This window comes from Reyranella sp., assembly GCF_044224635.1.
Lineage (GTDB): Bacteria > Pseudomonadota > Alphaproteobacteria > Reyranellales > Reyranellaceae > Reyranella.
The window spans coordinates 1-23,700 of the sequence record NZ_JBGAKA010000059.1 but is presented as its reverse complement, the minus strand read 5'-3'; the positions used below and the strand labels follow the sequence as shown (position 1 = coordinate 23,700).

At 66.9% G+C, this 23,700-nt stretch carries 25 protein-coding genes; 13 read left to right on the top strand and 12 right to left on the bottom strand.

Features of this window, described 5'->3' with window-relative positions; genetic code table 11:
- Nucleotides 1–113: 113 nt before the first annotated feature.
- Nucleotides 114–1,739 (bottom strand): thiamine pyrophosphate-dependent enzyme, encoded by a 1,626-nt coding sequence (locus ACILR9_RS33135; protein ID WP_395714263.1) that lies wholly within the window; start codon nt 1,737–1,739, stop codon nt 114–116.
- On the opposite strand from ACILR9_RS33135, the gene ACILR9_RS33130 reads away from it, so the two are divergent.
- Entirely contained in the window at nt 1,704–2,438 is a 735-nt protein-coding gene (locus tag ACILR9_RS33130; RefSeq protein WP_395714262.1) for a vancomycin high temperature exclusion protein, read from the top strand. The genes ACILR9_RS33135 and ACILR9_RS33130 overlap by 36 nt on opposite strands.
- 128 nt (nt 2,439–2,566) lie before the next feature.
- Here the strand turns inward: ACILR9_RS33130 and ACILR9_RS33125 are convergent, their stop codons facing one another.
- Complete coding sequence (locus ACILR9_RS33125) at nt 2,567–3,562, bottom strand: 2-hydroxyacid dehydrogenase (RefSeq protein WP_395714261.1); 996 nt, start codon at nt 3,560–3,562, stop codon at nt 2,567–2,569.
- A 140-nt stretch (nt 3,563–3,702) separates the two neighbouring features.
- On the opposite strand from ACILR9_RS33125, the gene ACILR9_RS33120 reads away from it, so the two are divergent.
- The 5 genes from ACILR9_RS33120 to ACILR9_RS33100 all read left to right on the top strand — a co-directional run bounded on the left by ACILR9_RS33120 (nt 3,703) and on the right by ACILR9_RS33100 (nt 8,069).
- Nucleotides 3,703–4,854, top strand: a complete 1,152-nt coding sequence (locus ACILR9_RS33120; protein ID WP_395714260.1) for a Re/Si-specific NAD(P)(+) transhydrogenase subunit alpha — start codon at nt 3,703–3,705, stop codon at nt 4,852–4,854.
- 141 nt (nt 4,855–4,995) lie between these two features.
- A complete protein-coding gene (locus ACILR9_RS33115; protein WP_395714259.1) occupies nt 4,996–5,418 on the top strand; it encodes an NAD(P) transhydrogenase subunit alpha in 423 nt (140 codons plus the stop codon).
- A 24-nt stretch (nt 5,419–5,442) separates the two neighbouring features.
- Nucleotides 5,443–6,849 (top strand): NAD(P)(+) transhydrogenase (Re/Si-specific) subunit beta, encoded by a 1,407-nt coding sequence (locus ACILR9_RS33110; RefSeq protein ID WP_395714258.1) that lies wholly within the window; start codon nt 5,443–5,445, stop codon nt 6,847–6,849.
- 12 nt (nt 6,850–6,861) lie between these two features.
- Nucleotides 6,862–7,335 (top strand): GNAT family N-acetyltransferase, encoded by a 474-nt coding sequence (locus ACILR9_RS33105; RefSeq protein ID WP_395714257.1) that lies wholly within the window; start codon nt 6,862–6,864, stop codon nt 7,333–7,335.
- 32 nt (nt 7,336–7,367) lie between these two features.
- Complete coding sequence (locus ACILR9_RS33100; protein ID WP_395714256.1) at nt 7,368–8,069, top strand: HAD family hydrolase; 702 nt, start codon at nt 7,368–7,370, stop codon at nt 8,067–8,069.
- Nucleotides 8,070–8,117: 48 nt separating this feature from the next.
- Here ACILR9_RS33100 and ACILR9_RS33095 read toward each other — a convergent pair whose 3' ends face one another.
- Nucleotides 8,118–9,626 carry an amidohydrolase family protein gene (locus ACILR9_RS33095; protein ID WP_395714255.1) on the bottom strand — a complete coding sequence of 503 codons (1,509 nt, stop codon included), beginning with the start codon at nt 9,624–9,626 and terminating at the stop codon, nt 8,118–8,120.
- A 421-nt stretch (nt 9,627–10,047) separates the two neighbouring features.
- Here ACILR9_RS33095 and ACILR9_RS33090 point away from each other — a divergent pair, with 421 nt between their 5' ends.
- The gene (locus ACILR9_RS33090) at nt 10,048–11,196 is read left to right on the top strand and encodes an amidohydrolase family protein (protein WP_395714254.1); all 1,149 of its coding nucleotides are present in this window, start codon (nt 10,048–10,050) and stop codon (nt 11,194–11,196) included.
- 70 nt (nt 11,197–11,266) lie between these two features.
- Here the strand turns inward: ACILR9_RS33090 and rpsU are convergent, their stop codons facing one another.
- Nucleotides 11,267–11,470 carry a 30S ribosomal protein S21 gene (rpsU, locus tag ACILR9_RS33085; protein WP_020696578.1) on the bottom strand — a complete coding sequence of 68 codons (204 nt, stop codon included), beginning with the start codon at nt 11,468–11,470 and terminating at the stop codon, nt 11,267–11,269.
- Between the two features lie 127 nt (nt 11,471–11,597).
- Here rpsU and ACILR9_RS33080 point away from each other — a divergent pair, with 127 nt between their 5' ends.
- Nucleotides 11,598–12,254, top strand: a complete 657-nt coding sequence (locus tag ACILR9_RS33080) for a COQ9 family protein (RefSeq protein ID WP_395714253.1) — start codon at nt 11,598–11,600, stop codon at nt 12,252–12,254.
- Here the strand turns inward: ACILR9_RS33080 and ACILR9_RS33075 are convergent.
- From ACILR9_RS33075 to ACILR9_RS33065, 3 genes are read right to left on the bottom strand one after another with little or no spacing between them, the layout of a single operon-like run.
- Complete coding sequence (locus tag ACILR9_RS33075) at nt 12,208–13,302, bottom strand: 5-(carboxyamino)imidazole ribonucleotide synthase (RefSeq protein ID WP_395714252.1); 1,095 nt, start codon at nt 13,300–13,302, stop codon at nt 12,208–12,210. The genes ACILR9_RS33080 and ACILR9_RS33075 overlap by 47 nt on opposite strands.
- A 2-nt stretch (nt 13,303–13,304) precedes the next feature.
- A complete protein-coding gene (gene purE, locus ACILR9_RS33070) occupies nt 13,305–13,844 on the bottom strand; it encodes a 5-(carboxyamino)imidazole ribonucleotide mutase (RefSeq protein ID WP_395714251.1) in 540 nt (179 codons plus the stop codon).
- 18 nt (nt 13,845–13,862) lie between these two features.
- On the bottom strand, nt 13,863–14,084 hold the full coding sequence (locus ACILR9_RS33065; protein ID WP_395714250.1) for a YdcH family protein: 222 nt from the start codon (nt 14,082–14,084) through the stop codon (nt 13,863–13,865).
- Nucleotides 14,085–14,176: 92 nt separating this feature from the next.
- On the opposite strand from ACILR9_RS33065, the gene ACILR9_RS33060 reads away from it, so the two are divergent.
- On the top strand, nt 14,177–14,749 hold the full coding sequence (locus ACILR9_RS33060) for a TIGR02444 family protein (RefSeq protein ID WP_395714249.1): 573 nt from the start codon (nt 14,177–14,179) through the stop codon (nt 14,747–14,749).
- Between the two features lie 69 nt (nt 14,750–14,818).
- Here the strand turns inward: ACILR9_RS33060 and ACILR9_RS33055 are convergent, their stop codons facing one another.
- Nucleotides 14,819–15,382 (bottom strand): UbiX family flavin prenyltransferase, encoded by a 564-nt coding sequence (locus tag ACILR9_RS33055; protein WP_395714248.1) that lies wholly within the window; start codon nt 15,380–15,382, stop codon nt 14,819–14,821.
- Between the two features lie 112 nt (nt 15,383–15,494).
- Between ACILR9_RS33055 and ACILR9_RS33050 the strand changes: the two genes are divergently transcribed.
- Nucleotides 15,495–15,674 (top strand): YdcH family protein, encoded by a 180-nt coding sequence (locus ACILR9_RS33050; RefSeq protein ID WP_395714247.1) that lies wholly within the window; start codon nt 15,495–15,497, stop codon nt 15,672–15,674.
- A gap of 168 nt (nt 15,675–15,842) precedes the next feature.
- On the opposite strand, the gene ACILR9_RS33045 is transcribed toward ACILR9_RS33050, so the two are convergent.
- The 4 genes from ACILR9_RS33045 to ACILR9_RS33030 all read right to left on the bottom strand — a co-directional run bounded on the left by ACILR9_RS33045 (nt 15,843) and on the right by ACILR9_RS33030 (nt 20,314).
- Complete coding sequence (locus ACILR9_RS33045) at nt 15,843–17,207, bottom strand: hypothetical protein (RefSeq protein WP_395714246.1); 1,365 nt, start codon at nt 17,205–17,207, stop codon at nt 15,843–15,845.
- Nucleotides 17,208–17,277: 70 nt separating this feature from the next.
- On the bottom strand, nt 17,278–19,146 hold the full coding sequence (locus tag ACILR9_RS33040) for an acyl-CoA synthetase (protein WP_395714245.1): 1,869 nt from the start codon (nt 19,144–19,146) through the stop codon (nt 17,278–17,280).
- Nucleotides 19,147–19,199: 53 nt separating this feature from the next.
- Complete coding sequence (locus ACILR9_RS33035; protein WP_395714244.1) at nt 19,200–20,165, bottom strand: Bug family tripartite tricarboxylate transporter substrate binding protein; 966 nt, start codon at nt 20,163–20,165, stop codon at nt 19,200–19,202.
- Nucleotides 20,162–20,314 (bottom strand): hypothetical protein, encoded by a 153-nt coding sequence (locus ACILR9_RS33030; protein ID WP_395714243.1) that lies wholly within the window; start codon nt 20,312–20,314, stop codon nt 20,162–20,164. Before ACILR9_RS33030 ends, ACILR9_RS33035 begins: the two co-directional genes overlap by 4 nt.
- Before the next feature lie 364 nt (nt 20,315–20,678).
- On the opposite strand from ACILR9_RS33030, the gene ACILR9_RS33025 reads away from it, so the two are divergent.
- The 3 genes from ACILR9_RS33025 to ACILR9_RS33015 form a co-directional block, all read left to right on the top strand.
- Nucleotides 20,679–22,586 carry a propionyl-CoA synthetase gene (locus tag ACILR9_RS33025; protein ID WP_395714242.1) on the top strand — a complete coding sequence of 636 codons (1,908 nt, stop codon included), beginning with the start codon at nt 20,679–20,681 and terminating at the stop codon, nt 22,584–22,586.
- 144 nt (nt 22,587–22,730) lie between these two features.
- A complete protein-coding gene (locus ACILR9_RS33020; protein WP_395714241.1) occupies nt 22,731–23,033 on the top strand; it encodes a toxin-antitoxin system HicB family antitoxin in 303 nt (100 codons plus the stop codon).
- Nucleotides 23,030–23,700: 3-hydroxyacyl-CoA dehydrogenase family protein (locus tag ACILR9_RS33015; RefSeq protein ID WP_395714240.1), on the top strand; the 671-nt coding region annotated here is incomplete at its 3' end. The genes ACILR9_RS33020 and ACILR9_RS33015, both read left to right, overlap by 4 nt.

The window sequence follows — 23,700 nt, the reverse complement described above, 5'->3', positions numbered from 1 at the left end:
CCGGCGGTCGCTGCGGAGAGGCCGTCTTGTTGAGGCCGCAGAGCGCCCGCAATTGGCCGTCGCTCTTGGCTGTCCTCAACTCGACTTGGATGAAGGCCTTCTTCCTTTGAGGGTTATCCCCGAACCCGCGGCATCATGATCAGATCCCACGGGCTCGGCACGTCGCCGTGCGGGACCCAGACGAGGGCAGGGGCGTCGAGGGCAAAGGCCTTGTGCAGGGCGTCCTCGAGCTGCTTGGCGTCATGCGCCTTGAAGCTCGCGACGCCGAAGCTGTCGACCAGCTTGACGAAGTCGGGGTTCTGCAGGTCCGAGGCGATCAGGCGGTTGCCGTAGCGCTCCTGCTGGATGCGCTTGACGTTGCCGAAGGCGCCGTTGTCGAACACCACGATGACGACGGCGAGGTTGTGGCGCGCGGCGGTCGCCAGCTCGCCCACCTGGTACATGAAGCCGCCATCGCCGGCGATCGCCAGCACCTTCTTGTGCGGCATCGCCGCCTTGGCGCCGAGCGCTGTGCCGAAGCCCCAGCCGAGATTGTCCTGGTAGCCCGGCGACAGGAAGGTGCGCGGATGCTCGATCGGCAGCGCCACGCGCGCGGCGAAGTCGATCTGCGAGACCTCGTCGACGAAGATGCCGTCCTCGGGCAGCGCCCGCCGGATCGCCTGCAGGAAGGAGAGCTGCGGCTCGAGCCGTGACAGCCGCTCGGCGAGCCAGGCGCGATGCCCCTCGATTTCCTGGGCGCGCGACGGGCGCCGCCGGTTGTGTTTCGGCAGGGCGTCAATCAGGGCGCGGAGCTGTGGCGCGGCATTGCCGACCAGCGCCACGTCAGGCTTGCGCATCCGGTCGTGCTCGTCGGGGTCGATGTCGAGTCGCACGACCTTGAGGTTGGCGTCGACGCCCCAGGTGCCGTTCTGGATCAGTAAGCGCGTGCCGATCGCCAGCACGGCGTCGGCGTCCTTCCACAGGCGATGGCCGACCGGCATGTCGACGGCCAGACGATGCGAGCTCGGCACGACTCCACGGCCGCGGCGATAGGAGCTGACCGGCGCCTCGAGCAGCTCGGCGAGGCGGATCACCTCGGCAGTGGCGTCGAGCGCGCCGCCACCGACCACGATGATCGGCCGCTCGGCGGTTCCCAGGAGCCTGGCGGCGGCGGCAATCGCCTCGTCGTCGATCGCTTCGGGAGGGAGCGGTAACGGTGCGTCGCTCAGGGCGACCTCGGCGCGCCTTGCCCAGGTGTCGAGCGCGCATTCCAGAGCCACGGGGCGCGGCCGTCCGGTCGTTGCCTGCCAGATTGCCTCGTCGACGAGGCCCGGCGCTTCCTGCGGGCTGCGGATGCGCTCGGCCCACTTGGTGATGTGGCGCATCAGGCCGAGCTGGTCGTGGATCTCGTGCAGGTGACCGTGGCCCTTGTCGATGTCGGTTTGCGGGATCTGGCCGACCAGCCCCACAACCGGCGCATTCATGCCGTATGCCGTCAGCAAGGCGGAACCGGCGTTGAGCAGTCCCGGTCCCGGCACCACGGCGAAGGCCTGCGGCTTGCCGGTGACGAGGGCCGCACCCAAGGCCATGTAGGCGGCCGTCTGCTCGTGGCGGGGATGAATCACCCGGAGGCGGTCGGCGGCATGGTAGAACGCATCGAACAGCGGATCGTTGTGCAGCCCGGGCAACGCGTAGACCGTGTCGAGGCCATGGCGCAGGAGGGAATGGACGGTGGCTTCGGCAGTGGACAGGCGCGGCATGGCGATGCCTTACCGACCCGCGCCGCGCGCAGCAAGGCAGGCCGCGTGCGGCTGATCCTCTACGCCCTGCTGTCCGGCGGCGCGTTGGCTCTCGCGGTCGTCTTGCTGGCCTGGGTCGCCGAACGACGCCTCGATCCGCTCGCGCAGGCTTACCTGTTCTCCGATGTCGCGAAGGCACCGGCGATCGAGACCGCGCTGGTCCTGGGGACGGCGGCGATCGGACCGGAGGGCGGGCCCAATCGCTACTTCGTCTACCGACTGGATGCCGCTGCGGCGCTGTGGAAGGCCGGCAAGGTGAAATACCTGATCGTGAGCGGCAGCCGCGACGCCATCAACGACGAGCCGAGCGCCATGCGCGCCGGCCTGGTCGAGCGCGGCGTCCCGACCGAGGTCATCCACAGTGATTTCGACGGTTGGCGCACCTGGGACTCCGTGATGCGCGCGCGTGACATCTACGGCCAGAAGCGCCTGATGATCGTCTCGCAGCGCTTCCACCTGGCGCGGGCGCTCTACATGGCGCGCAACGTCGGCATCGATGCCTCCGGCTTCGAAGCCCGCGACGTCGGTGCCGCCTACAGCATCCTGACCGAGCTGCGCCGCTACCCGTCGGCGCTGCGCGCCTACTACGATGTCTGGTTCGAGGCGCCGTTCCGCGACGCCGGGCCGAAGGTTGTCATTGGCAAGGACCCGGCGGGGTGATGACCGCAGGGTGGCGAAGGATCATTGCTGGGACCGCGCCACTCCAGTGGCGCTCTTCCTGCTGATCACACATCCCCATGAGCGCCACTGGAGTGGCGCGGTCCCAGCGCATGACGCGGTCCCAGCGCCTACCTCAACCGCCCCACCGTCATCTCCGCCATGTCGCGCAGCTCGGGCAGCGGCGAGACCACCGGCTTGCCGGAGAAGTGGGCGTCGAGGTTCTGGCGCACCAGGGAGGTCATGCGGCGCTGGGCATGCTCGGTGCCGCCGCCGAAATGCGGCGTCATCACCAGATTGTCGAGCGGCTGCAGCTCGGTGCCTTCGTACGGCTCCTCGTCGAACACGTCGAGGGCGGCGCCCTCGATCACGTTGTTGCGGAGCGCGTCGGCGAGCGCCGCCTCGTCGACCGCCCAGCCACGGCTGATGTTGACCAGATGGCCGCGCGGCCCGAGCGCCTTCAGCACCTCGGCGTTGATGATGTGGCGGTTGGAGGCGTCGGAGCGCAGGGCGACGATCAGGTAGTCGGCCCAGGTCGCCAGCGCCATCACGTTGGGGAAGTAGGGGAAGTCGACGTCGCTGCGCCTGGTGCGATTGCAGTAGCCGATCTGCACGTCGAAGCCCTTGATGCGCTTGATGAACTCCATGCCGATGGCGCCTAGGCCCAGGATGCCGACCTTGCCGCCTGTCAGGCCGGCGATCGGGCCGAAGCGATTGGGGATGCGCTTGGTCCAGTCGCCACGGCGGATCATCTTGTCGGCGCGCGCGATGCGGCGCGTCGAGGCGAGCAGGATGCCGACGGCCATCTCGGCCACATCGGGTGCGTTGGCGTCGGCGCCGTGTGTGACCATGATGTTGCGCCGGCGCGCCGCCTCGATGTCGATCCGTTCGTAGCCGGTGCCGTAGCAGCAGATCAGCGACAGGCGGGGGATCGCCGCCATCAGCCCATCCGAGACACCGACGCTGCCCGTGGTCACGAGCGCCTGGACGTGCGGCTGGGCGTTGGCCGGCACGAGCCTCGGCTCGGGCCGGTCCATGTGGCCGGCGATGTCATAGCGCTCGGACAAGGTCGCGAGGGCCAGTCTGGTGAAATGAAAGCCGGTCAGGATGGCGGGACGCTGGTGCATGGGCGCAGTATCACTGGTCGGTTGCAGGTGGTAAATGCCTGCACCGCGCGGCGAAAAACCGGCTTGGCAAAGAGAGGGGCGCTGTGCATGGTGCGCTGCACCCAGCCCCTCCGTCGGCCTCCAACAGATCCAAGCTCTCCATGAAAATCGCCATTCTCAAAGAACGCCGGCCGCACGAAACGCGCGTGGCGGCGACGCCCGAGACCGTGAAGAAGCTGAAAGGGCTGGGGGTGGCGGAGATCATGGTCGAAGCGGGCGCCGGCACGGTGGCCGCCTATACGGACGAGGCCTATGCGGAAGCCGGTGCAACGATCGTGCCGGACGCGGCCGCGGCGTCCTCGGCTGCGGACGTGATCTTCAAGATCCAGCGCCCGATGTCGGCTACCGAGGGCACCGACGAGATGGCGCTGCTGCGCAGCGGCCAGGTGCTGATGTCGCCCTTGTCGGCGCTCACCAATCGCGAGCTGGTGCAGGCCCTGGCGGCGGGTGGCGTCACCTCGTTCGCGCTCGAGCTGATCCCGCGCATCACCCGCGCCCAGTCGATGGATATCCTGAGCTCGCAGGCCAATCTCGCCGGCTACAAGTCGGTGCTGCTGGCGGCCAACCATTTCGGCCGCATCCTGCCGCAGATGATGACGCCCGGCGGCACGCTGGCGCCGTCGCGCTCCTTCATCATGGGCGTCGGCGTGGCCGGCCTGCAGGCCATCGCCACCGCCCGCCGCCTCGGCTCGATCGTGACCGCGACCGACGTGCGGCCGGCGACCAAGGAGCAGGTCCAGTCGCTGGGCGCCAAGTTCATCGCCGTCGAGGACGAGGAATTCAAGGCGGCCGAGACCGCGGGCGGCTACGCTAAGGAGATGAGTGCGGAGTACCGCGCCAAGCAGGCAGCACTGGTCGCCGAGCACATCAAGACCCAGGACATCGTCATCACCACCGCCCTGATCCCGGGGCGCAAGGCGCCTGTGCTGGTGAGCGAGGACATGGTGAAGACCATGAAGCCGGGCTCGGTGATCGTCGATATGGCGGTCGAGCAGGGCGGCAATTGCCCACTGTCGGAGTTCGGCAAGACGGTCGAAAAGTTCGGCGTCAAGATCGTGGGGCCGGCCAATCTGCCGGGCGAACTGCCGACCGATTCCTCGGCGTTGTTTGCCCGCAATCTCCTGAACTTCATCACGCCGATGATCGACAAGGAGACCAAGGGGCTCAAGATCGACACGGCCGACGAGGTCGTGAAAGGCACCTTGGTGACCCGCGATGGCCAGGTCGTGCATCCGTCGCTGGCCCAGGCGTGAGCATGGTTTGTGAGGTCGCGGTTCATGTTCTTCCCGACCGCGGGCGTCCTGCCCACTCGAGATCATGAGCGGACGGGACACCCGGAGTTGGGAAGAATATGACAATTCACACGGGGCGACTTTCGGTTTTGGGAGCTGACCATGGACGATAAAGTAGCGGGCGAGGCGTCCAAGCTCGCCAGCCAGGCACAGGATCTCGCGACCAGCCTCAAGAGCATGGCGCAGCAGATCACAGATCTGGCGGCCCAGGGGGCGGCATCGATCCCGGATGGCCACATGCCGTTCGTCTCGCTGCTCACCATCTTCGCCCTGGCCTGCTTCGTCGGCTACTACGTGGTGTGGCGGGTGACACCGGCGCTGCATTCGCCGTTGATGGCGGTCACCAATGCGGTGTCGTCGGTGATCATCGTCGGCGCACTGCTGGCAGCCGGCCTCAAGGGGCTGGGCACCGCACAGTTCTTCGGAGCGATCGCCGTGGTCCTGGCGGCGATCAACATCTTCGGCGGCTTCATCGTCACGCATCGGATGCTGGCGATGTTCAAGAAGAAGCCGGGCCGGAAATAGGCGCGGGCAGAGGGAAGAGACGGGATGACCCAGGAACTCGCGGCCTACGGCTATCTGATCGCGGCCATCTGCTTCATCATGGCCCTGCGCGGGCTGTCCTCGCCGGAGACGTCGCGCGGCGGCAACCTCTACGGTATCGTCGGCATGGCGGTGGCGATCGGCGTCACCGTGGCGACGCCCGGCGTGGTCTCGCCTTGGCTGATCATCGTCGGCCTGATCGTCGGCGGGGCGATCGGCGCGGTTGTCGCCATGCGCATCCAGATGACGGCACTGCCGCAGCTCGTCGCCGCATTCCATTCGCTGGTTGGCCTCGCGGCGGTGTTCGTCGCCGCTGCCGCCTTCGTGTCGCCCGACGCGTTCGGCATCGGCTCGCCGGGCAAGATCAAGATGCACAGCCTGATCGAGATGGGGCTAGGCACGGTCATCGGCGCCATCACCTTCACCGGCTCTGTGGTCGCCTTCGCCAAGCTGCAGGGGCTGGTCTCCGGCGCGCCGCTGGTGTTTCGCGGCCAGCATCCGCTCAACGCCCTGATCGGCATCGTCCTGGTGCTGCTGCTGGTATGGTTCGCCCTGCGCGGCGAGCCTGTCACTTTCGTCCTGCTGATCGCGCTCTCGTTGGCTTTGGGCTTCCTGCTGATTCTGCCGATCGGCGGTGCCGACATGCCGGTGGTCGTGTCGATGCTCAATTCCTACTCGGGATGGGCGGCGGCCGGCATCGGCTTCACGCTCGGCAACACCGCGCTGATCGTCACCGGCGCGCTGGTCGGCTCGTCGGGCGCGATCCTGAGCTACATCATGTGCAAGGGCATGAACCGCTCGATCTTCAATGTGATCTTGGGCGGCTTCGGCACGGACTCCTCGGTGGCGGGCGCGCCTCATGCCAAGTCCGACAAGCCAGTCAAGGCGGGCTCGGCCGAGGATGCGGCCTTCCTGATGAAGAACGCGCAGTCGGTGATCATCGTGCCGGGATACGGCATGGCGGTGGCGCAGGCCCAGCACGCCTTGCGCGAGATGGCGGACCTTCTGAAGAAAGACGGCGTGCAGGTGCGCTACGCCATCCATCCGGTTGCTGGCCGCATGCCCGGCCACATGAACGTGCTGCTCGCCGAGGCCAACGTGCCCTACGACGAGGTTTTCGAGCTCGACGACATCAACCGCGACTTCGCCTCGACCGACGTGGCCTTCGTGATCGGCGCCAACGACGTCACCAATCCGGCCGCCAAGACCGACCCGGCGAGCCCGATTTACGGCATGCCGATTCTCGACGTCGAGCGGGCGCAGACGGTGCTGTTCGTCAAGCGCGGCATGGCCTCGGGCTATGCCGGCGTCGACAACGAACTGTTCTTCCGCGACAACACGATGATGCTGTTCGCCGACGCCAAGGTGATGTGCGAGAGCATCGTCAAGGCGCTCGAGGGTTCATCGCACTAAGCTGGGCAGGGGATGGCGCTCGAGGTTGCTCGGGAGACCGACCCGAATCTGAAGCGCCGACGGATCGAGGCCCTGACGGCGCGCCTGCCGCAATGGTTCGGCCGGCCGGAGTCCAATCGTCACTACGCCGAGCAGGCGGAAATCCTCGAGGGCTGGGTGGCTCGCCGCGACGGCCATGACGTCGGGCTGCTGCTGGTCAGGCGGCACGCCGCCGTCAGCGCGGAGATCTACTGGCTGGGCGTCGAGCCCGACCATCATCGCGCCGGTGTCGGGCGGGCGCTGGTAGAGCAGGTCGAAGGTCAACTCGGGAAAGAGGGTGTCCGGTACCTGTTCGTCATGACTCTTCATCCTGACGATCCCTACGAACCGTACCAGCGGACCAGGCGCTTCTACGAGTCGATGGGGTTCACGGTCGTCCTGTCTATGGATCACGGGGCTGACCGCCCGCCGGACGATCGCCTAGCCTACTATCTGAAGCTCCTGTAGCCGAGTGGCGCCTCGATCGGCGATCATCCAGCATGCCCTATCGCGCCGTTCTGTTCGATGTCGGCGGGCCGCTCGATCTCGAGTTCGCCTGGGAGAGCGCCGTCGATGGCGCGATTGCCATGGCCTGCGGATTGGAGGGAATCCGCGTCGACGAGACGGCGATCGAGGAGGCCTCCGAGGCCGCGGTTGCCGCCTTCGCGGCCGATGCCTATGCCCACATGGTCGAGACGCTGTGCGGGGGCGATCCGCGCACTATCGAGCGGGTCCGCCAGCGCGTCCGCGCGATGGTGAGCAATCTCGAAGTGTTCCAGCTACGCCCCGAGATCGACGGCCTGCTGCGCCGCGTGCGCGAGCGTGGCCTGGCGCTTGGCATCGTCGCCAACCAGCCCGAGGCCGCACGTGCCCGACTAGACCGGGCGGGGATCGGAGGCCTGTTCGACCATCATGGGCTGAGCGGAGTCACCGGCTTGCGCAAGCCCGATCCGCGCGCTTTTCTACTGGCGGCGCAAGCGCTCGGTGTCGCGCCCGCCGACTGCATCATGGTCGGCGATCGCATCGACAATGATGTCGTGCCAGCCAAGGGGCTCGGCATGGCCGCAATCCAGTTGCGCAGCGGCCGGCACCGCCGCCAGCGTCCGCGCACCCCGGCCGAAGAGCCCGATGCCGTCGTGACCGATGTGCCCGAGCTCGAAGCGGCGATCCTCGACCTGCTCGACCGACGGCAGGCCGGATGACTTCCTTGCACTTCACCGGTGATCGGCGCCTCCTGCTCGAGGCCGCCATCACGCGTGGTGGTGATGGCTGGCGCCGTAGCGGTGGATGTGCAGCGGGGTCTTGGCGAGGCCGGGGCAGAAGGTGCCGACGACCTTTTCCAGGCGCTGATAGAGCTTCTTCGCCGGCGCCGTGATCTTCTCGCGGCGGACACGCGATTCCTCCGCCTTGGCAGCGAGCTTGGCGAGGTCGACGGTGAGCAGCTTGTGGTTCTCGACGATCATGCGGCCGCCGATCATCACGGAATGGACGGCGCAGCCGTCCTCGGTGTGCACAAGGGCATTGACCGGATCGTTCGTCGGGATCCAGTTGATGTGGTGGAGGTCGAGGAAGACGATGTCGGCCTTGTAGCCCGGCGCGATCCGGCCGATCGCTTTGTCGAGGCCGAGCGCCCGGGCACCGCCGACGGTGGCGGCATGCAAGGTCTCGGCCGTGGTGATCCAGCGTGGCCAGTCGGGGCCTTGCACCTTGGAAGCGAAAGAGGCCAGCCGCATCGCCTCGTACATGTTCTGATTGTCGGCGCAGTTGGCGCCGTCGGTGCCGATGCCGACATTGACCTTGGCGTTCAGCATGCCGCGCATGTCGGCCAGCCCGTTGCCCAGCCGCATGTTGGAGCCGGGATTGTGCGCCACCGAGGAACCGCGATCGCCGAGCCGCTTCATGTCGTCGGCGTCGAGCCAGACGCCGTGCGCCACGGTGAAGCGCTCGTTGACCAGGCCGAGCGCATCCATGTGCGCGGCGAGCGTGCTGCCGTAGCGCTTGTAGCCTGCCACGACCTGGACCTTGGATTCGGCGACGTGGCTGTGGATGCCGACGTCGAACTCGCGCGCGAGGTCGCGGCAGGCGAACAGGAAATCGTCGGTGCAGTGGTGCGGGATCGTCGGGGCTACCGCGAGCGTCACCTTCTCGAACGGCCACTTCTGGAAGGCCTTGCGCATCTGCCGGGTGGTGGCTTTCCACGGCGCCAGGCGATAGGCCTCGACCTCCTTCTGCAGAGCCGGCGAAAGGCGCTCCATCAGGCCCGGGATGGCCTCGAAGAACGTCAGGTCGGCGACCATCGGCGCCAAGACGGCGCGCATGCCGACCTCCTCGTAGGCCTTGGCCATTGCCGACAGGCCATCGACCGAGGGCAGCGGGAACTCGGCGGCGAGATCGTAGGCGGCGGTGCAGCCCTTCATCACCATCTCGCAGGCCCCGATCAGGCTCGACAGGTACTTGTCCTCCAGCGTGCGGCCGCCATTGATCCACGGGCTCGCCGTCAGCAGGAGTTCCAGCGACCACAAATCGCCCATGCCCTTGCCGAGGTTGCCCGGCCCGTGCGTGTGGGCGTTGACGAGACCGGGATGCAGCAGGCGGTTCGCGGCATCGACCGTCACGGCGCCGGCCGGCGCGGCGAGGCCGGGACGGCCGATCTCGGCGATGGTGTCGCCTTTGATCAGGATGTCGGCGGGAGCGGCGCTGCGCTTGGCGATGTCTAAGAGCTTGCCGCCGCGGACGATGGTGTAGGGATGCTTGGCCATGCCCTTACTTTGCAAGGAAGGTGCCGAGACAGCCATGGCCAATTTACCTCGGAAGGGCCTTCGGGCTTTCGGCCGGGCAGGGAGCCATCTCGGCTGGGCCGGGCGGCCTCCCAGTCGACGGAATAGGCGTTGGGCCGCCGGGCGCCCGTTCGTCGTCGACAGCCAGGCGTTGCATATCCGGTTGGCAGGCAAGCGCGCATACGATCGGTAGGTCGTCCGAGCATCGGCTCTTGGGGTGGCGGGCGAATGAATGTCGTCGGCCCGGTTGGAAAGGTCGTCTCGTTCGTCGAAGATCGACCCGCGCCACCGTCCGCCTCGCGGACTGGCCCCCAACTAGTGCTTGGCTTCCCTGAGGAGCGCCGTAGCATGTCGGGGTTCGGGCCACGCCCTGGCAATCCGCTGACGACCGAGGGAACGCGCCATGGATCACAAGCTCATCTCCGGTGACAATCACATCGACCTGACCTATTGCCCAGCCGATCTCTGGTCGGCACAGGCGCCGGCCAAGTGGAAGAAGCTGGTGCCGCGCGTCGAGGAGCGCAACGACGGCCAGCACTGGTTCGTCGACGACAAGGACCGCGGCATGTGGAACGGCGTCGGGCCGGGGTTCCTGCCCTACACCAAGGGCTCGTTCCACCATGTCGACGAGATGAAGGATGCCGGCTTCGAATGGGACAGCTTCCCCGGCGCGCAACCGCGTCCGACCACGCCCGAGCTGCGCATCGCCGATCTCGACCGCGATGGTCTCGACAAGGAGATCATCTACGGCTGCCTGATGGTCAACGACCTGATCGATGCCGCCGACATCCGCGAATGGGTCAATGCCCGCTACAACGACTGGGCGGCCGACTTCGCCAAGCGCTCCGATCCCAATCGTGTCTTTCCGCTGGCCATCATCCCCAACACCGATCCGATGGCAGCGGCAGCCGAGGTGCGGCGCTGCGCCAAGATGGGCCTGAAGGGCGGCGATCTCGCCTTCAAGCGCATGTCCATCCCGATGTACCAGCACGAATGGTATCCGCTGTGGGAGGCTTCGGCCGAGTGCAAATTCCCGATCTCATTCCATTCGACGGGTTTCAAGGCGGTGCGTGCGCCCGATACGCCGGAGATGGAGAAGAAGTACTTCACCCAGTGGCGGCTGGTCCGTTCGGCGCTGTTCCAGCTCGACACGATGGAAGTGCTGGTCTCGCTGCTCGCCTCGGGCGCATGCCACAAATATCCCGACTTCAACTTCGTGCTGGGCGAGTCCGGGGTGACGTGGCTGCCTTACGTGTTCGATCGTCTCGATACCGAATATCACGACCGCGCGCGCGATCTCGGCTTCACAATGAAGCCCAGCGACTATTTCCGCCGCCAGGGCTACGTCACCTATCAGCAGGATAAGTACCTCGAGCCGATCGTTCCGCTGATCGGCGAGGACAACATCATCTGGGGCGCCGACTACCCGCACCCTGATTGCATCTGGCCGAAGTCGCGCGAGACCTTGAAGGAGAACCTCGCCGGCTTCTCCCCGAGCGTGCAGAAGAAGATCGTGCACGACAACGTCGCCCGCCTGTACGGGCTGAACTGACTGAGCTGAATCGAGTCAAAAGCCCCCGGTTGTTGCCGGGGGCTGGCATTCGCGGGATTGGCGTCGAGGGCTAGTAGCCCTCGCGCTCCATGCGCTTTCGCATCAGCTTGCGGGTCCGGCGGATCGCCTCGGCCCTTTCGCGCGCGCGGCGCTCGGACGGCTTTTCGTAGTTGCGGCGGAGCTTCATCTCGCGGAAGATCCCCTCGCGCTGCATCTTCTTCTTGAGGACGCGCAGCGCCTGATCGACGTTGTTCTCACGAACGAGTACTTGCACTTCGGTCGCTTCCTTCCATGCACAGTCGGGCGCCCCGGAAACGGCTCCGGGGGCAATTCAGAGGCGGCGTAGGTATCACAGGGTAGAACCCTTGGGAAGCCCCGGGGCCGTGCCTATATTTCGCCTCATGAGCTTGGAAATCAGCCCGAATTCCGCATCCGTCCCGGACCCCGATGCGGCTCTGCGCGACCGGCTGGTCGATGCCGTCGCTGCAGAAGCAGCCTTCGAAGGATGGACGCGGACGGCCATCGCCGCGGCAGCGCGCCAGCTCGAATTGCCCGTCGGCGAGGCCGACCGGCTGTTTCCTGGCGGCGCCATGCAAATTCTGAGCTTTGCCAGCGAGCGTGCCGACCTGCGCACGGTCGAGGATATGGAGAAGGAGGGCATTGCCAACCTCAAGATCCGCGACCGCATCAAGTCCGCTGTGCGTATCCGGCTGGAGCGGCATTCCGGCGAACGCGAGGCGGCTCGTCGGGCTCTCGCGACTCTCTCCTTGCCGTTCAATGGCGGGTTGGCGCTCAAGCTGCTTTACCGCACGGTCGATGCAATGTGGTACGCCGCCGGCGACACCAGCACCGATTTCAATTTTTACACCAAGCGCGCGACCTTGGCCGGTGTCTATTCGGCAACGCTGCTCTATTGGCTGAGCGATCGCTCGCCTGGCAGCGAGGCAAGCTGGGCCTTCCTCGACCGGCGCATCGACGACGTCATGAGGATCGAAAAGTTGAAATCGCGGGTCAGGTCGTGGACCGGCGGGACGACGCTGCGGGCTGCACGAAGGTGACGTGACCCATCTTGCGGCCGGGGCGTGCTGATGCCTTGCCGTAGAGATGCAGCCTGGCCGACGGATCGGCGAGATAGCGCAGCCAGTCGGTCGCCTCCTCGCCGATCAGGTTTTCCATGCGCGACGGCGCGGTGACATCGACTGGCCCCAAGGGTAGGCCGCAGATGGCGCGCACGAGCTGCTCGAACTGGCTGGTCGCGCACGCGTCGATCGTCCAGTGACCTGAATTGTGGGGGCGCGGCGCCATTTCGTTGGCGAGCACCGTGCCGTCTTGGGTCACGAACATCTCGAGCGCCACCAGCCCCACGAGATCGAGCCCCTGTGCCAGCGCGAGGCCGAATCGCTCGGCCGTAGCGAGTGTCTCGGCCGCCAGGTCGGCTGGCACTGTGGTGGTGTGCAGAATGCCGTCGCGATGATCGTTGAGCCCAATCGGAAAGCAGCGCATCGCCCCATCGAGGCCGCGCGCCACGATGGCGGAAACCTCGCAGCGGAAATCGACCAGCGCTTCGAGGATGCACTCGCGGCGGCCCAGCCTCTCCCAGGCCGCCTCGAGCGACGCCCGATCGTGAACCCGCGCCTGGCCCTTGCCGTCGTAACCCTCGCGGCAGGTCTTGAGGATACCGGGCAGCGCAGTGGCTGCCGCCAATTCGGCTTCGTTGCGCACGGGCTGGTAGTCGGCGGTGCCGATGCCGAGCGTGGCGAAGAATTGCTTTTCGCGCAGCCGGTGCTGGGCGACGTGGATCGGCGTGACGCCGGGCCGCACCGGCTTGTGTTCGAGGCAGGCGACGACCGCGGCTTCCGGGACGTTCTCGAATTCGTAGGTTATGACGTCGACCCGGCGGGCGAACCGGGCGAGTGCGTCGGTGTCGTCATAGTCGCCCCGCACGTATCCAGCCGCCACGTCGCCGGCAATCGAATGCTCGTCGGGCGCGTAGACCAGACAGCGGTAGCCCAGGCGGGCGGCCGCCAAGGCGGTCATACGGCCTAGCTGGCCCCCGCCCAAGATGCCGATGGTCGATCCCGGTGGAATGATCTGCGGCGTGCTCATCGCTAGCGGTACGGAGCCGGCGGATCATCGGTCGGCACGCGGGCGACCGCGGCCGTCTGGCGGACGCGCTGTCGCTCGACTGCCGCCATGATCTTGTTGTCGGAAAGACCGACAATGCTGGCGGCCAAGATGGCACTGTTGACGGCCCCGGCGCGGCCGATGGCGAGCGTGCCGACGGGGATGCCAGCCGGCATCTGGACGATGGAAAGGAGGCTGTCTTGGCCCTTGAGGGCGGCGCTTTCGATCGGCACGCCGAGCACCGGCAGGGGCGTCATCGAGGCCGTCATACCGGGCAGGTGCGCCGCCCCGCCGGCGGCGGCAATGATCACCTTGAGGCCGCGCCCCTTGGCGGCGGCGGCATAGGCCATCATGCGACGCGGCGTACGATGGGCCGACACGATTCGCGCCTCGAACGGCACGCCGAGGGCTTCCAAGGTCTCCGCGGCATGGCGCATGGTCGCCCAGTCCGACTGGCTGCCCATGATCAGGCCGACGAGCGGACGCGACATGGGCGGCTTGGCTTTCGCAGTTTTCTTGGCCATCGAAGCTTCGCGTGTCCTTCAGGCGATGATGTCGGGGATGAGCTGGCTTTCCAGCCGCAGAATCTGGTCCTTGAGGCCAAGCTTGCGCTTCTTCAGGCGTTGGAGCTGGAGCTGGTCGAACGGCGGCTTCTCGACCAGGCGATCGATCACCTCGTCGAGGTCGCGATGCTCGCTCTTCAGCGCTTCCAGCTTGGCCCTGATGGCCTCGGTGTCCAACGGATCCGATGGCGGATTGTTCATGCTCGGCGTACTCGTCCCGGCGGACTAGCCACGCCGCCTTGCGCCGTGTACCCCTTCGCCCCGCACTTGGGAAGCGTCCAGGGACCGAGCTGGTGTCCGATTTTCTCCCCCATCCGTTTTGGAATTTCTCGCTCGAGCTCTACGCCGGCGAGGGCGTGGCCGAGGCCTGCCTCGACCTGCAGGAGCGCCGCGGCTGCGACGTCAACGTGCTTCTGTTCTGCTGCTGGCTGGGAGCGTCTGGGCGTCCGACCCTGACTGCCGACCGGCTTCGGGTCATCCTCAAGGCGAGCGATGCCTGGCAGGCCGACGTGGTGCGGCCGCTGCGCCAGATGCGCCGCCTGCTCAAGGATCGGCCGTGGCCGCAGGCTTTGCCTGAGACGGTCGACGCGGTTCGTCGCCGCGTCGCCGACGCCGAGCTCGCCGCCGAACATGCCGAGCAACTCCAGCTCGCCAGCCTGCACACCCCGCCGGCCGACCGCGACCGTCCTGTGGAAAAGCGGATGCGGGCGGCGGTCGGCAATCTCGGGGTCTACGCGGTCTGCCTCGGCGTCGTTCCCGACACCAAGGATCGGGCTGCAGTGGTGGCCCTGATGAAGGCGACGTTCCCATCGCTCCTGGGTGAGGAAATCGGGCGTGTCGTCGGTCTCGAGGCGGTGCCGGCCTGATTCTTCGACGACAGGAGTTTCGCCCGTCCGAGCGCATGAGCGGGCGAGACGCCCGAGCTCCAGGGGAAGTCAGCTCCAGCGCTTGACCCGACCGGTGTCGAGGTCGAACAGGTCGAGCACGCGGCCGATCGTATGGTCGATGATGTCATCGAGGGATTGCGGCCGATTGTAGAAGGCCGGTACCGGTGGCGCGATGATCGCGCCTGCTTCGGCCAGCCTCGTCATGTTGCGCAGGTGGATGGCGTGCAACGGCGTCTCGCGGACCAGCAGCACCAGACGCCGCCGCTCTTTCAGCGCCACGTCGGCGGCGCGGGTCAGCAGGGTGGAGCTGATGCCGTTGGCGATCTCCCCCAGGCTGCGCATCGAGCAGGGCGCCACGATCATGCCCAGGGTCCGGAACGAGCCGCTGGAGATCGCGGCGGCGAGGTCGTCGACTGCGTACGCGCGCCCGGCCAGCGCGTGGACCTCGGCCACCTTCAGCGACGTCTCGTGCGCCAGCGTGACTTCCGCGGTGCGTGTCATGACCAGGTGGGTTTCCACCGGGAATTCTTGCAGTGCCTGCAGTAGGCGGACGCCATAGATGACGCCGGATGCTCCGGAAATACCGATCACCAGCCGATTGGGGTCTGTCATGCGAGTTACTGTACCGGGTTATGCACAGCGGCGGGAGGGCACTTGATTTGACGTGACAGGTACCAATGTCGGAGTCAGAGTTTGTCGTCCGCAACCAGCTCGGAGGTCGCCCGTGAGCACCGTGGACCACATCGAAGCGCTCAAGGCTAGGCATGCTTCCCTTGAGCAAGCGATAAGCGAAGAGAACCATCGGCCGCATCCCGACGACGATGCGATCTGCAGCCTCAAGAAGCAGAAGCTCCTCATCAAGGACGAGATCGTCCGACTTACGTCGCCAGCGACTCGACACTGACGTATCGGCCTTGGCGATAGGCTGGCCGCCTATGGCGGGGGCAACCGCTCAGCGTGTGCGCCCTCGTCGGGCATCGAATTCGCTTGGACCGCGGAGGTCTGGCGCGCCCTTGCTCATGATCGGGCGAGGCCCTCGCTGCCCAAGGGCCGGGCGTAAGAATTCGAGCCTTCAATTCAGCTTGTGCAAATTGACCGTCCAGGATACCGGGCCGGATGCACCGCGTGACGTGCCGCTGCAATGGGCGACGTCGCCTGCACCGCGCCGGCAGACGAGCTGGTCCGCATACCATCGCGAGCCGTCGTTGCAGCTCGAATCGCTGTCGCGCAGCGTTAGCGAGGGCCCGTCGAAGCGCGACTGCGCGCGCGTGCGGCAACTCGTGCGACCGCGTCGCCATTCGAGTTGCCCGTTGCCGTTGGCATCGAAGCAGTAGGTCGAGACGCCGGGCTGCTGTTGCATGGCTTCGTGGCGGAACGGATCGGTCCGCCAGCATCCTTCCATGAAGGCGTAGTTGTTGGTCGGAGCCGGCGGCAGGCGCAGCCGATCGTCGTTCGGCCGACTCTGGATCGGGGGCGGCGGCGGAACAGGAGCCGCCTTGGGCTGCTGCGGCTGGGGCGGAGGAACAGGTGGCGGCGGTGGCGCGACCGCGACCTGCGGTGGTGGCTTCGGCGGTTCGGGCGGCTTGCATTCGGCGATGCGCTTGCGCAGCTCGGCCTCGATCAGAGAGAGCTCGACCTTGAGCACGCGACTGCGCGATTCCTCGGCCGAGAATGCGGCCTTCAGCGCGGGCAGGGGGTCAGCCGGCGGTTCCGGTGGTGGCGGGGCTGGCGGACCTTCCCGCGTTGCCAGGTTCTGTTCGGGATCGCTGGGCAGCAGGCCGCGCAACAGCCATGCCCCGCCGAGCAGCAACAGCAGCAACGGCAACGCGACCAGCAGCGCGCGACCCCACGGGATGACCGCGCCTGCCGGCCGCGCCGTGCTCACCATCGGCCGGTCGGTCGGCGCATCGAGGACACGACGACGAACCGATGGGCTCGGCGATGCCAATGGCCCCGGCGGCGCCGGCAAGCTCGCCGGCAGCAAGCCCGCTGCGGCCTCCTTCTCGTAACCCCAGCAGACGATCGCCGGTCGTTCCCCGACCATGAAGACGCACGACTCGGATGGGGCACGGGCGGCGAGCTGGAGCGACAGGCCGACGACGCCGCTCTCCTCACGCGGGCCGGACCCGGCGAGCGTGTCGCCGAGGCGGCGCATGTCGGCCAGCCTCTCGCCGATGCCGGACATCACTTCGGCCCGGCGCTCGGGGGGCAACGCCGACAAGGGCTGCACGGCGCCCGCCCAGGCCGCGTACCAGTCGATCGCCTTGCCGTCCTCATGGAGCTGCGGCTCGGCCAGCAGGTCGGCGGCCGCGTCGCCGAGGCGCCGGCGCACCACCCGGCGCAATTGTGGCGCGGCGTTGTGCAACGGCTCGCCGCGCACGCCCAAAGGGCGCACGCCGCTGCGCGTCGATACGATCAACGTTGCTTGGCCGGCCATGTCGCGACCCAGGATAACCGGTCGATTATGGCGCGGCGATGGTGTCGCGGAGCGCCCCGTGCGGCGTCGTCTAGGCCGCCGCCTTCGCCCAGTCGCGCAGGACGAACTTTTGCACCTTGCCGGTCGAGGTCATCGGCAAGTCTCGGAACACGACGTAGCGCGGGCACTTGTAGGAGGCGAGGTTGGCCCGGCAGTGGGCGATGATCTCCTCGGCTGTTGCCACCGCGCCGGGCTTCAGCACCACGAAGGCGCACGGCGTCTCGCCCCACTTCTCGTCGGGCTTGGCGACCACCGCGACGTTGGCCACCGCCGGATGCTCGATGATCACGCCCTCGACCTCGATGGTCGAGATGTTCTCGCCGCCCGAGATGATGATGTCCTTCGACCGATCGCGCAGCTCGATATAGCCGTCTTCGTGCAGGACACCCAGATCGCCCGAGTGGAACCAGCCGTCCGCAAACGCCTCCCGGGTTGCCGTTGGATTCTTGAGATAGCCCTTCATGGTGAGGTTGCCGCGGAACATCACCTCGCCCATCGTGCTGCCGTCGCGCGGCACCTCCTGCATGGTGGTTGGGTCCATCACCGTGACGCCGTCCTCGGCGGCGTAGCGCACGCCCTGACGCGCTTTGCGCTGGGCCCGCTCGTGCGAGGGCAGGCTGTCCCATTCCTCGTGCCAAGAACAGATCGTCGCCGGCCCATAAACCTCGGTCAGCCCGTAGACGTGGGTGACGTGGAAATTCTCCTTCTCCAAGGCTTCCAGGACCGCCGCTGGCGGCGGCGCCGCGGCGGTCATGAACTCGACGCGGCGCGGCAGCGGCCGGCGCTCGGCGGGCGAGGCAGCGATGATGAACTGCATGATGATCGGCGCGCCGCACATGTGCGTCACGCCGTGCTCGGCGAGGGCCGAGTAGATCGTCGCGGCATTGGCGCGGCGCAGGCAGATGCTGGTACCGGCGACCAGCGCCAGGGTCCATGGGAAGCACCAGCCGTTGCAATGGAACATCGGCAGCGTCCACAGGTAAACCGGATGCAGGCCGATCGGCCATTGCGTGGCGTTGCCGTAGGCCGAGAGCGTCGCGCCGCGATGATGGAAGACGACGCCCTTGGGGTTGCCGGTCGTGCCCGAGGTGTAATTGAGCGACACGGCGTTCCATTCGTCGCTCGGGTAGTCCCAGGCATAGTCGGGGTCGCCGGTGGCGATGAACTCCTCGTAGGTCGTGTCGCCGATCTGGGCACGGTCGTCGCAGGCCGGGTCGTCGATGTCGACGACCAGCGGCTGGACCTTGGCGATCGCCAGCGCCTCGGTGGCGACGCGATGATATTCGCGGTCGACCAGCAGCACCTTGGTCTCGCTGTGGTCGAGGATGAAGGCGATCATCGCCGCATCGAGGCGCGTGTTGAGCGAGTTCAGGACTCCGCCCGACATCGGCACGCCGAAATGCGCCTCGTACATCTCGGGAATGTTGGGTGCCATGATCGCCACCGTGTCGCCCACCCCGATGCCGACTTTCTCGAGGGCCGAGGCGAGCTGCCGGCAGCGCCGATAGGTCTCGGACCAGGTCTGCCGGCGCTCGCCGTGGACCACGGCGATGCGGTCGGGGTACACGCTGGCGCTGCGTTCGATGAACTGCAGCGGCGTCAGCGGCGCGTAGTTGGCAGCCGTCTTGTCGAGGTCGCGCTCGTAGATGTTGCTCGAAAGCGCCGGCGCCTTGTGCAAGGCCGGCCGCGGCGCGGCAATGCGGCCCACCGAGGAGCGTCCCTTCACGGCGCGGCGCAGCGCCGGGCGAGCGACCGGCTTGCCGAGAACGCTCTTCTTCTTCGCGGCGACCTTCCGCTTGGCCGCCTTGCGCACCGGCTTCTTCGCCTTGGCGGCCTTGCGCGCGACCGGGCGCTTGGTCCCGGTGCCCTTGTTGCTCTTGCCCGATTTTCCCTTGGCCATGCCCTGATTCCCGCTGCCACCGAAGCAGGGCATTGTCCCACGAAGGGCGGGGTCTACTCCAGTTTGATATCGAGCTCCTTGATCAGGTTGGCGAAGAAGGCTTTGTCGTCGGCGACCTGCCGGGCGAACTGGTCGGTCGATTGGTGATGGGCGTACTGCGCCACCAGCAGGAGCTTCTCCTTCATCGACGGCTCTGCGGCAATGCGCGCGACCTCGTCCGAGATTCGCTTGGCGATGTCGGGCGACAGGCCCTTGGGCGCGAACAGGCCGAACCAGCTACGGTCGCGGAAGCCCTTGAGGTCGAGGCCGACTTCCCGCGCTGTTGGCACGTCGGGGAATTCGGCGAGCCTGGCCGGGCCGTCGGTCAGCACCATGCGCACCTTGCCGGACTTGGCGTAGGGCACGAACGAGGGATCGAACACCATCTGGATGCGGCCGTCGAAGATGTCGCCGGTGGCATCGACGATGGTCTTGTAGGGGGTGTGCTGCATCTCGATGCCGGCGGCGCGCGTCAGCACCTCTCCCGTGAGGTGGGTGATGGTGCCGAGGCCCGACGAGCCGAACCAGTACTTGCCCGGATTCTGCTTGGCCAGGGCGACGAATTCCTGCCAAGTCTTAGCCCCCAGCGCATTGGTGATGGTCACGGTGAGAATCGGCGTCGACAGTCGGCACACCGCGACCAGGTCGTCGGGATTGTACGGTGTTTTTCGAACGCCTGGCGTGATCGCCATGATGGCGGTCGGCGAGAGCAGGAATGTGTAGCCGTCGGGCGGGCTGGTCGCGACCATCTGAGTACCGACGCCGCCCGACGCGCCGGGCTTGTTCTCGACGATGATCTGCTGGCCGAGTACGGAACTCAGGCGCTCGGCGTAGAGGCGCGCCACCTGCTCGGCCGAGCCGCCCGGTCCGTAGGGGACGATCAGGCGAATTGGCTTTGTCGGCCAGGCAGCCTGCGCGCGGGCGGCGGCAGGCACCATGGCCGCCAGCGCGGCCAACGTCGCGTGACGACGACGGATCATGATTTCCTCCGAGTGTTCTTCGTGTCGGGAACGTGATTGAGCCGAAGCAATGAATGCGCGGCCTGCCGGAGCATACCGGGCGGCTGGATTTCGGTGCCGGCGATCAGTGCGGCCTGCACGCTGCCGGCACGGTGCGGCACGGTCGTCATCCTGGGATTATCCTGCATGTCGTCCCGAATGTACCTGCTGTCCCAATCGTAGATCGCCCTGCCTTGCGCCGCAGCCGAGCCCGAGCACAGTCGGAACCGCGATCCACGCGACGAGGCGCCGATACATTCAACGCTCCTTCTACGATCGGAAATAGTCGCACAGCCTGCTCTGCAGGGTCTACGAGGAGGCACGATGGCCTTTCGACTTGCGGCTTCGATTGTGTAGACGCGTTCTCCGTTCAATCGATTGGATAAGCCCAGTTCGGCGAGGAATACGCGGTGTGCGTGACCAATCGCGCCGCATTGCGGGCTTGCGCGCGCGAGGTTAAGCCTATGCTGGAGAAAGGACGGGGGAGACGCCGCCATGGCCGTGGGTGACACCTACCGCGCGCTGCATACGCGCTCGTTGAACGATCCTGCCGGATTCTGGACCGAGCAGGCTGCCGCGATCGACTGGGCCCGGCCGTGGGACAAGCTGCTGGATGCGACCAACCCACCCTTCTATCGCTGGTTCGCCGGCGCCGAGCTCAATACCTGCCACAATGCGCTCGACCGCCATGTGCAGCGTGGCCGCGGCGAGCAGGTCGCGTTGATCTACGATTCGCCGATCACCTCGCGCAAGAAGAAGTTCACCTATCGTGACTTGCGGGACCGGGTGGCGAAGCTCGCCGGTGCGATCTCCGCGCAGGGCGTGCGCAAGGGCGACCGGGTGATCATCTACATGCCGATGATCCCCGAAGCGGTGATGGCCATGCTGGCCTGCGCCCGGCTGGGGGCGGTGCATTCGGTGGTGTTCGGCGGCTTTGCCGCCAACGAGCTGGCGACCCGCATCGACGATTGCACGCCCAAGCTGGTGCTGACGGCATCGTGCGGCATCGAGCCGGGCAGGGTGGTGAAGTACAAGCCGCTGCTCGACCAGGCGATCGAGCTCGCTCAGCACAAGGTGCCGCGTTGCCTCGTCTATCAGCGCTGGCAGGCGCCGGCGACCATGGTCGCCGGCCGCGATCTCGACTGGTCCGAGACGGTGGAGGCGGCATCGCCGCACGGCTGTGTCCCGGTCAAGGCGACCGATCCTCTCTACATCCTCTATACGTCGGGCACGACCGGCCAGCCCAAGGGCGTGGTGCGCGACAACGGCGGCTACTGCGTCGCCCTGGCCTGGAGCATGCGCTACCTCTACGGCGTGCAGCCCGGAGAGGTTTGGTGGTGCGCTTCGGATGTGGGCTGGGTTGTCGGCCACAGCTACATCGTCTACGGCCCGCTGATCCATGGCGCGACCACCATCCTGTACGAGGGCAAGCCTGTAGGCACACCCGACGCGGGCGCGTTCTGGCGGGTCATCTCCGAGCACAAGGCGGCGGCGCTGTTCACCGCGCCGACCGCTTTCCGCGCCATCAAGAAGGAGGACCCCGACGGCAAGCTGCTGAAGAGCTACGACCTCTCCAGCTTCCGCACCCTGTTCCTCGCCGGTGAGCGCGGCGACCCGCCGACCATTGCCTGGGCGCAGAAGCTGCTCGGCGTGCCGATCGTCGACCATTGGTGGCAGACCGAAACCGGCTGGGCGATCTGCGGCAATTTTGTCGGCCTCGATCCGATGCCGATCAAGCCCGGCTCGTGCTCGGTGCCCGCGCCGGGGTGGCAGCTCGACGTGCTCGACGAGAACGGCGCGCCGATGAAGCGCGGTGAGATCGGCGCCCTGGCGGCCAAGCTGCCCATGTCGCCCGGCACCCTGCCAACGCTCTGGAACGCCGACGAGCGCTTTCGCCAAGCCTACCTCGCGGAGTTTCCCGGCTACTACAAGACCGGCGACGCGGGCTTCATCGACGACGACGGCTATGTCTCGGTGATGACGCGGGTCGACGACGTGATCAACGTCGCCGGCCATCGCCTGTCGACCGGCCAGATCGAGGAGGTGCTGGGCTCGCATGACGACGTCGCGGAATGCGCCGTGATCGGCGTCGCCGACGAGCTGAAGGGCCAGGTGCCGTTCGGCTTGCTGGTGCTGAAGGCCGGCGTCGACCGGCCGCATCAGGACACGGTGCGCGAGGTCGTCCAGATGGTGCGCGACCGTATCGGCCCGGTCGCCTTCTTCAAGACCGCCATCGTCGTGCCGCGCCTGCCCAAGACCCGGTCGGGCAAGATCCTGCGCGGCACCATGCAGAAGATCGCCGACGGCGAGCCGTGGAAGATGCCGGCCACCATCGACGATCCCGCGGCAATCGACGAGATCACCGGCGGCCTGAAATCGGCGGGATATGCGGCGAAAAGCTGAGGCTGCTCATGTTCTTCCGGACCGCGGGCGCCCCGCCCGCCCGGCACATTCACATGCGCCGTTCATGAACGCGCGAAGCGCGAGATGGGCGGGCGAGATACCTGCGATCCAAGAGAGTACGAGGCCCTGTCTGAAGGAGCATCCATGTCCAACCTGACGATCCGAGTGCCTGACGCTACCCATGCGCGGCTGCGTGATCTCGCGCGGGTGCGGGGCGTGAGCATCAACAAGCTGAGCGAGGAGATTGCGACCGCGACACTGTCGGCCCATGAAGCCGAGGTTCGCTTTCGACTGATCGCGGCACGGGGCAATCGCGGGCGTGCGCTCACCCTGCTGGATCGCCCCGACTCCGAGGATCACTCCAAGGAGATGGTGGAGCCGGCCGGAGCCTATCGGCCGCGACGGCGCGGGACAGTGGGAAGCAGAAGCAAGAGGAACGCGAAATGACTTTCGACATCAGCCGTCCCGATCTCTGCGTCGGCATCGTCGGCACCGGCGCGATGGGGCGCGGCATTGCCCAGGTGACGGCGCAGGGCGGCATGAAGGCGATCATGTTCGACGCGGCACCCGGTGGCGCTGCCAAGGCACGGAACGCCATCCTCGAAACCTTGAAGGGGCTGGTGGCGCGCGGACGGTTGAGCGACGCCGATCTCGCCAAGACGGAGGCCAATCTCGCTGTGGCCGACAAGCTCTCCGACCTCGCGGCCTGCCACATCGTGGTGGAGGCGGTTTTCGAGAATCTCGAGGTCAAGCAGAAGCTGTTCGGCGAGCTCGAGGCCGTCGTGGCCCCTGAGGCGATTCTCGCCTCTAACACCTCGTCGATCCGCATCGCTTCGATCGCCCGCGCGCTCAAGCACCGTGACCGGGTGTGCGGTATGCACTACTTCAATCCAGTGCCGTTGATGAAGCTGGTCGAGGTGATCCGTGCGGCTGACACGGCGCAGTGGGTGGTCTCTGCGATGACCGAGCTCGGCAAGCGTCAGACGCGCGTGCCGGTGGTGGTCGGCGATACGCCGGGCTTCCTGGTCAATCTCGGCGGCACGGCGATCGGTACGGAGGGGCTGCGCATCGTGCAGGAAGGCAGGGCCACCCCCTCGCAGGTCGACGCGGTGAT

Coding starts and splice junctions, on each gene's coding strand:
- ACILR9_RS33130 (WP_395714262.1), top strand. CDS start 1,704: ATGGACGGTGGCTTCGGCAGTGGACAGGCGCGGCATGGCGATGCCTTA.
- ACILR9_RS33135 (WP_395714263.1), bottom strand. CDS start 1,739: ATGCCGCGCCTGTCCACTGCCGAAGCCACCGTCCATTCCCTCCTGCGC.
- ACILR9_RS33125 (WP_395714261.1), bottom strand. CDS start 3,562: ATGCACCAGCGTCCCGCCATCCTGACCGGCTTTCATTTCACCAGACTG.
- ACILR9_RS33120 (WP_395714260.1), top strand. CDS start 3,703: ATGAAAATCGCCATTCTCAAAGAACGCCGGCCGCACGAAACGCGCGTG.
- ACILR9_RS33115 (WP_395714259.1), top strand. CDS start 4,996: ATGGACGATAAAGTAGCGGGCGAGGCGTCCAAGCTCGCCAGCCAGGCA.
- ACILR9_RS33110 (WP_395714258.1), top strand. CDS start 5,443: ATGACCCAGGAACTCGCGGCCTACGGCTATCTGATCGCGGCCATCTGC.
- ACILR9_RS33105 (WP_395714257.1), top strand. CDS start 6,862: ATGGCGCTCGAGGTTGCTCGGGAGACCGACCCGAATCTGAAGCGCCGA.
- ACILR9_RS33100 (WP_395714256.1), top strand. CDS start 7,368: ATGCCCTATCGCGCCGTTCTGTTCGATGTCGGCGGGCCGCTCGATCTC.
- ACILR9_RS33095 (WP_395714255.1), bottom strand. CDS start 9,626: ATGGCCAAGCATCCCTACACCATCGTCCGCGGCGGCAAGCTCTTAGAC.
- ACILR9_RS33090 (WP_395714254.1), top strand. CDS start 10,048: ATGGATCACAAGCTCATCTCCGGTGACAATCACATCGACCTGACCTAT.
- ACILR9_RS33080 (WP_395714253.1), top strand. CDS start 11,598: ATGAGCTTGGAAATCAGCCCGAATTCCGCATCCGTCCCGGACCCCGAT.
- ACILR9_RS33075 (WP_395714252.1), bottom strand. CDS start 13,302: ATGAGCACGCCGCAGATCATTCCACCGGGATCGACCATCGGCATCTTG.
- purE (WP_395714251.1), bottom strand. CDS start 13,844: ATGGCCAAGAAAACTGCGAAAGCCAAGCCGCCCATGTCGCGTCCGCTC.
- ACILR9_RS33065 (WP_395714250.1), bottom strand. CDS start 14,084: ATGAACAATCCGCCATCGGATCCGTTGGACACCGAGGCCATCAGGGCC.
- ACILR9_RS33055 (WP_395714248.1), bottom strand. CDS start 15,382: ATGACAGACCCCAATCGGCTGGTGATCGGTATTTCCGGAGCATCCGGC.
- ACILR9_RS33045 (WP_395714246.1), bottom strand. CDS start 17,207: ATGGCCGGCCAAGCAACGTTGATCGTATCGACGCGCAGCGGCGTGCGC.
- ACILR9_RS33040 (WP_395714245.1), bottom strand. CDS start 19,146: ATGGCCAAGGGAAAATCGGGCAAGAGCAACAAGGGCACCGGGACCAAG.
- ACILR9_RS33035 (WP_395714244.1), bottom strand. CDS start 20,165: ATGATCCGTCGTCGTCACGCGACGTTGGCCGCGCTGGCGGCCATGGTG.
- ACILR9_RS33030 (WP_395714243.1), bottom strand. CDS start 20,314: ATGACGACCGTGCCGCACCGTGCCGGCAGCGTGCAGGCCGCACTGATC.
- ACILR9_RS33025 (WP_395714242.1), top strand. CDS start 20,679: ATGGCCGTGGGTGACACCTACCGCGCGCTGCATACGCGCTCGTTGAAC.
- ACILR9_RS33020 (WP_395714241.1), top strand. CDS start 22,731: ATGTCCAACCTGACGATCCGAGTGCCTGACGCTACCCATGCGCGGCTG.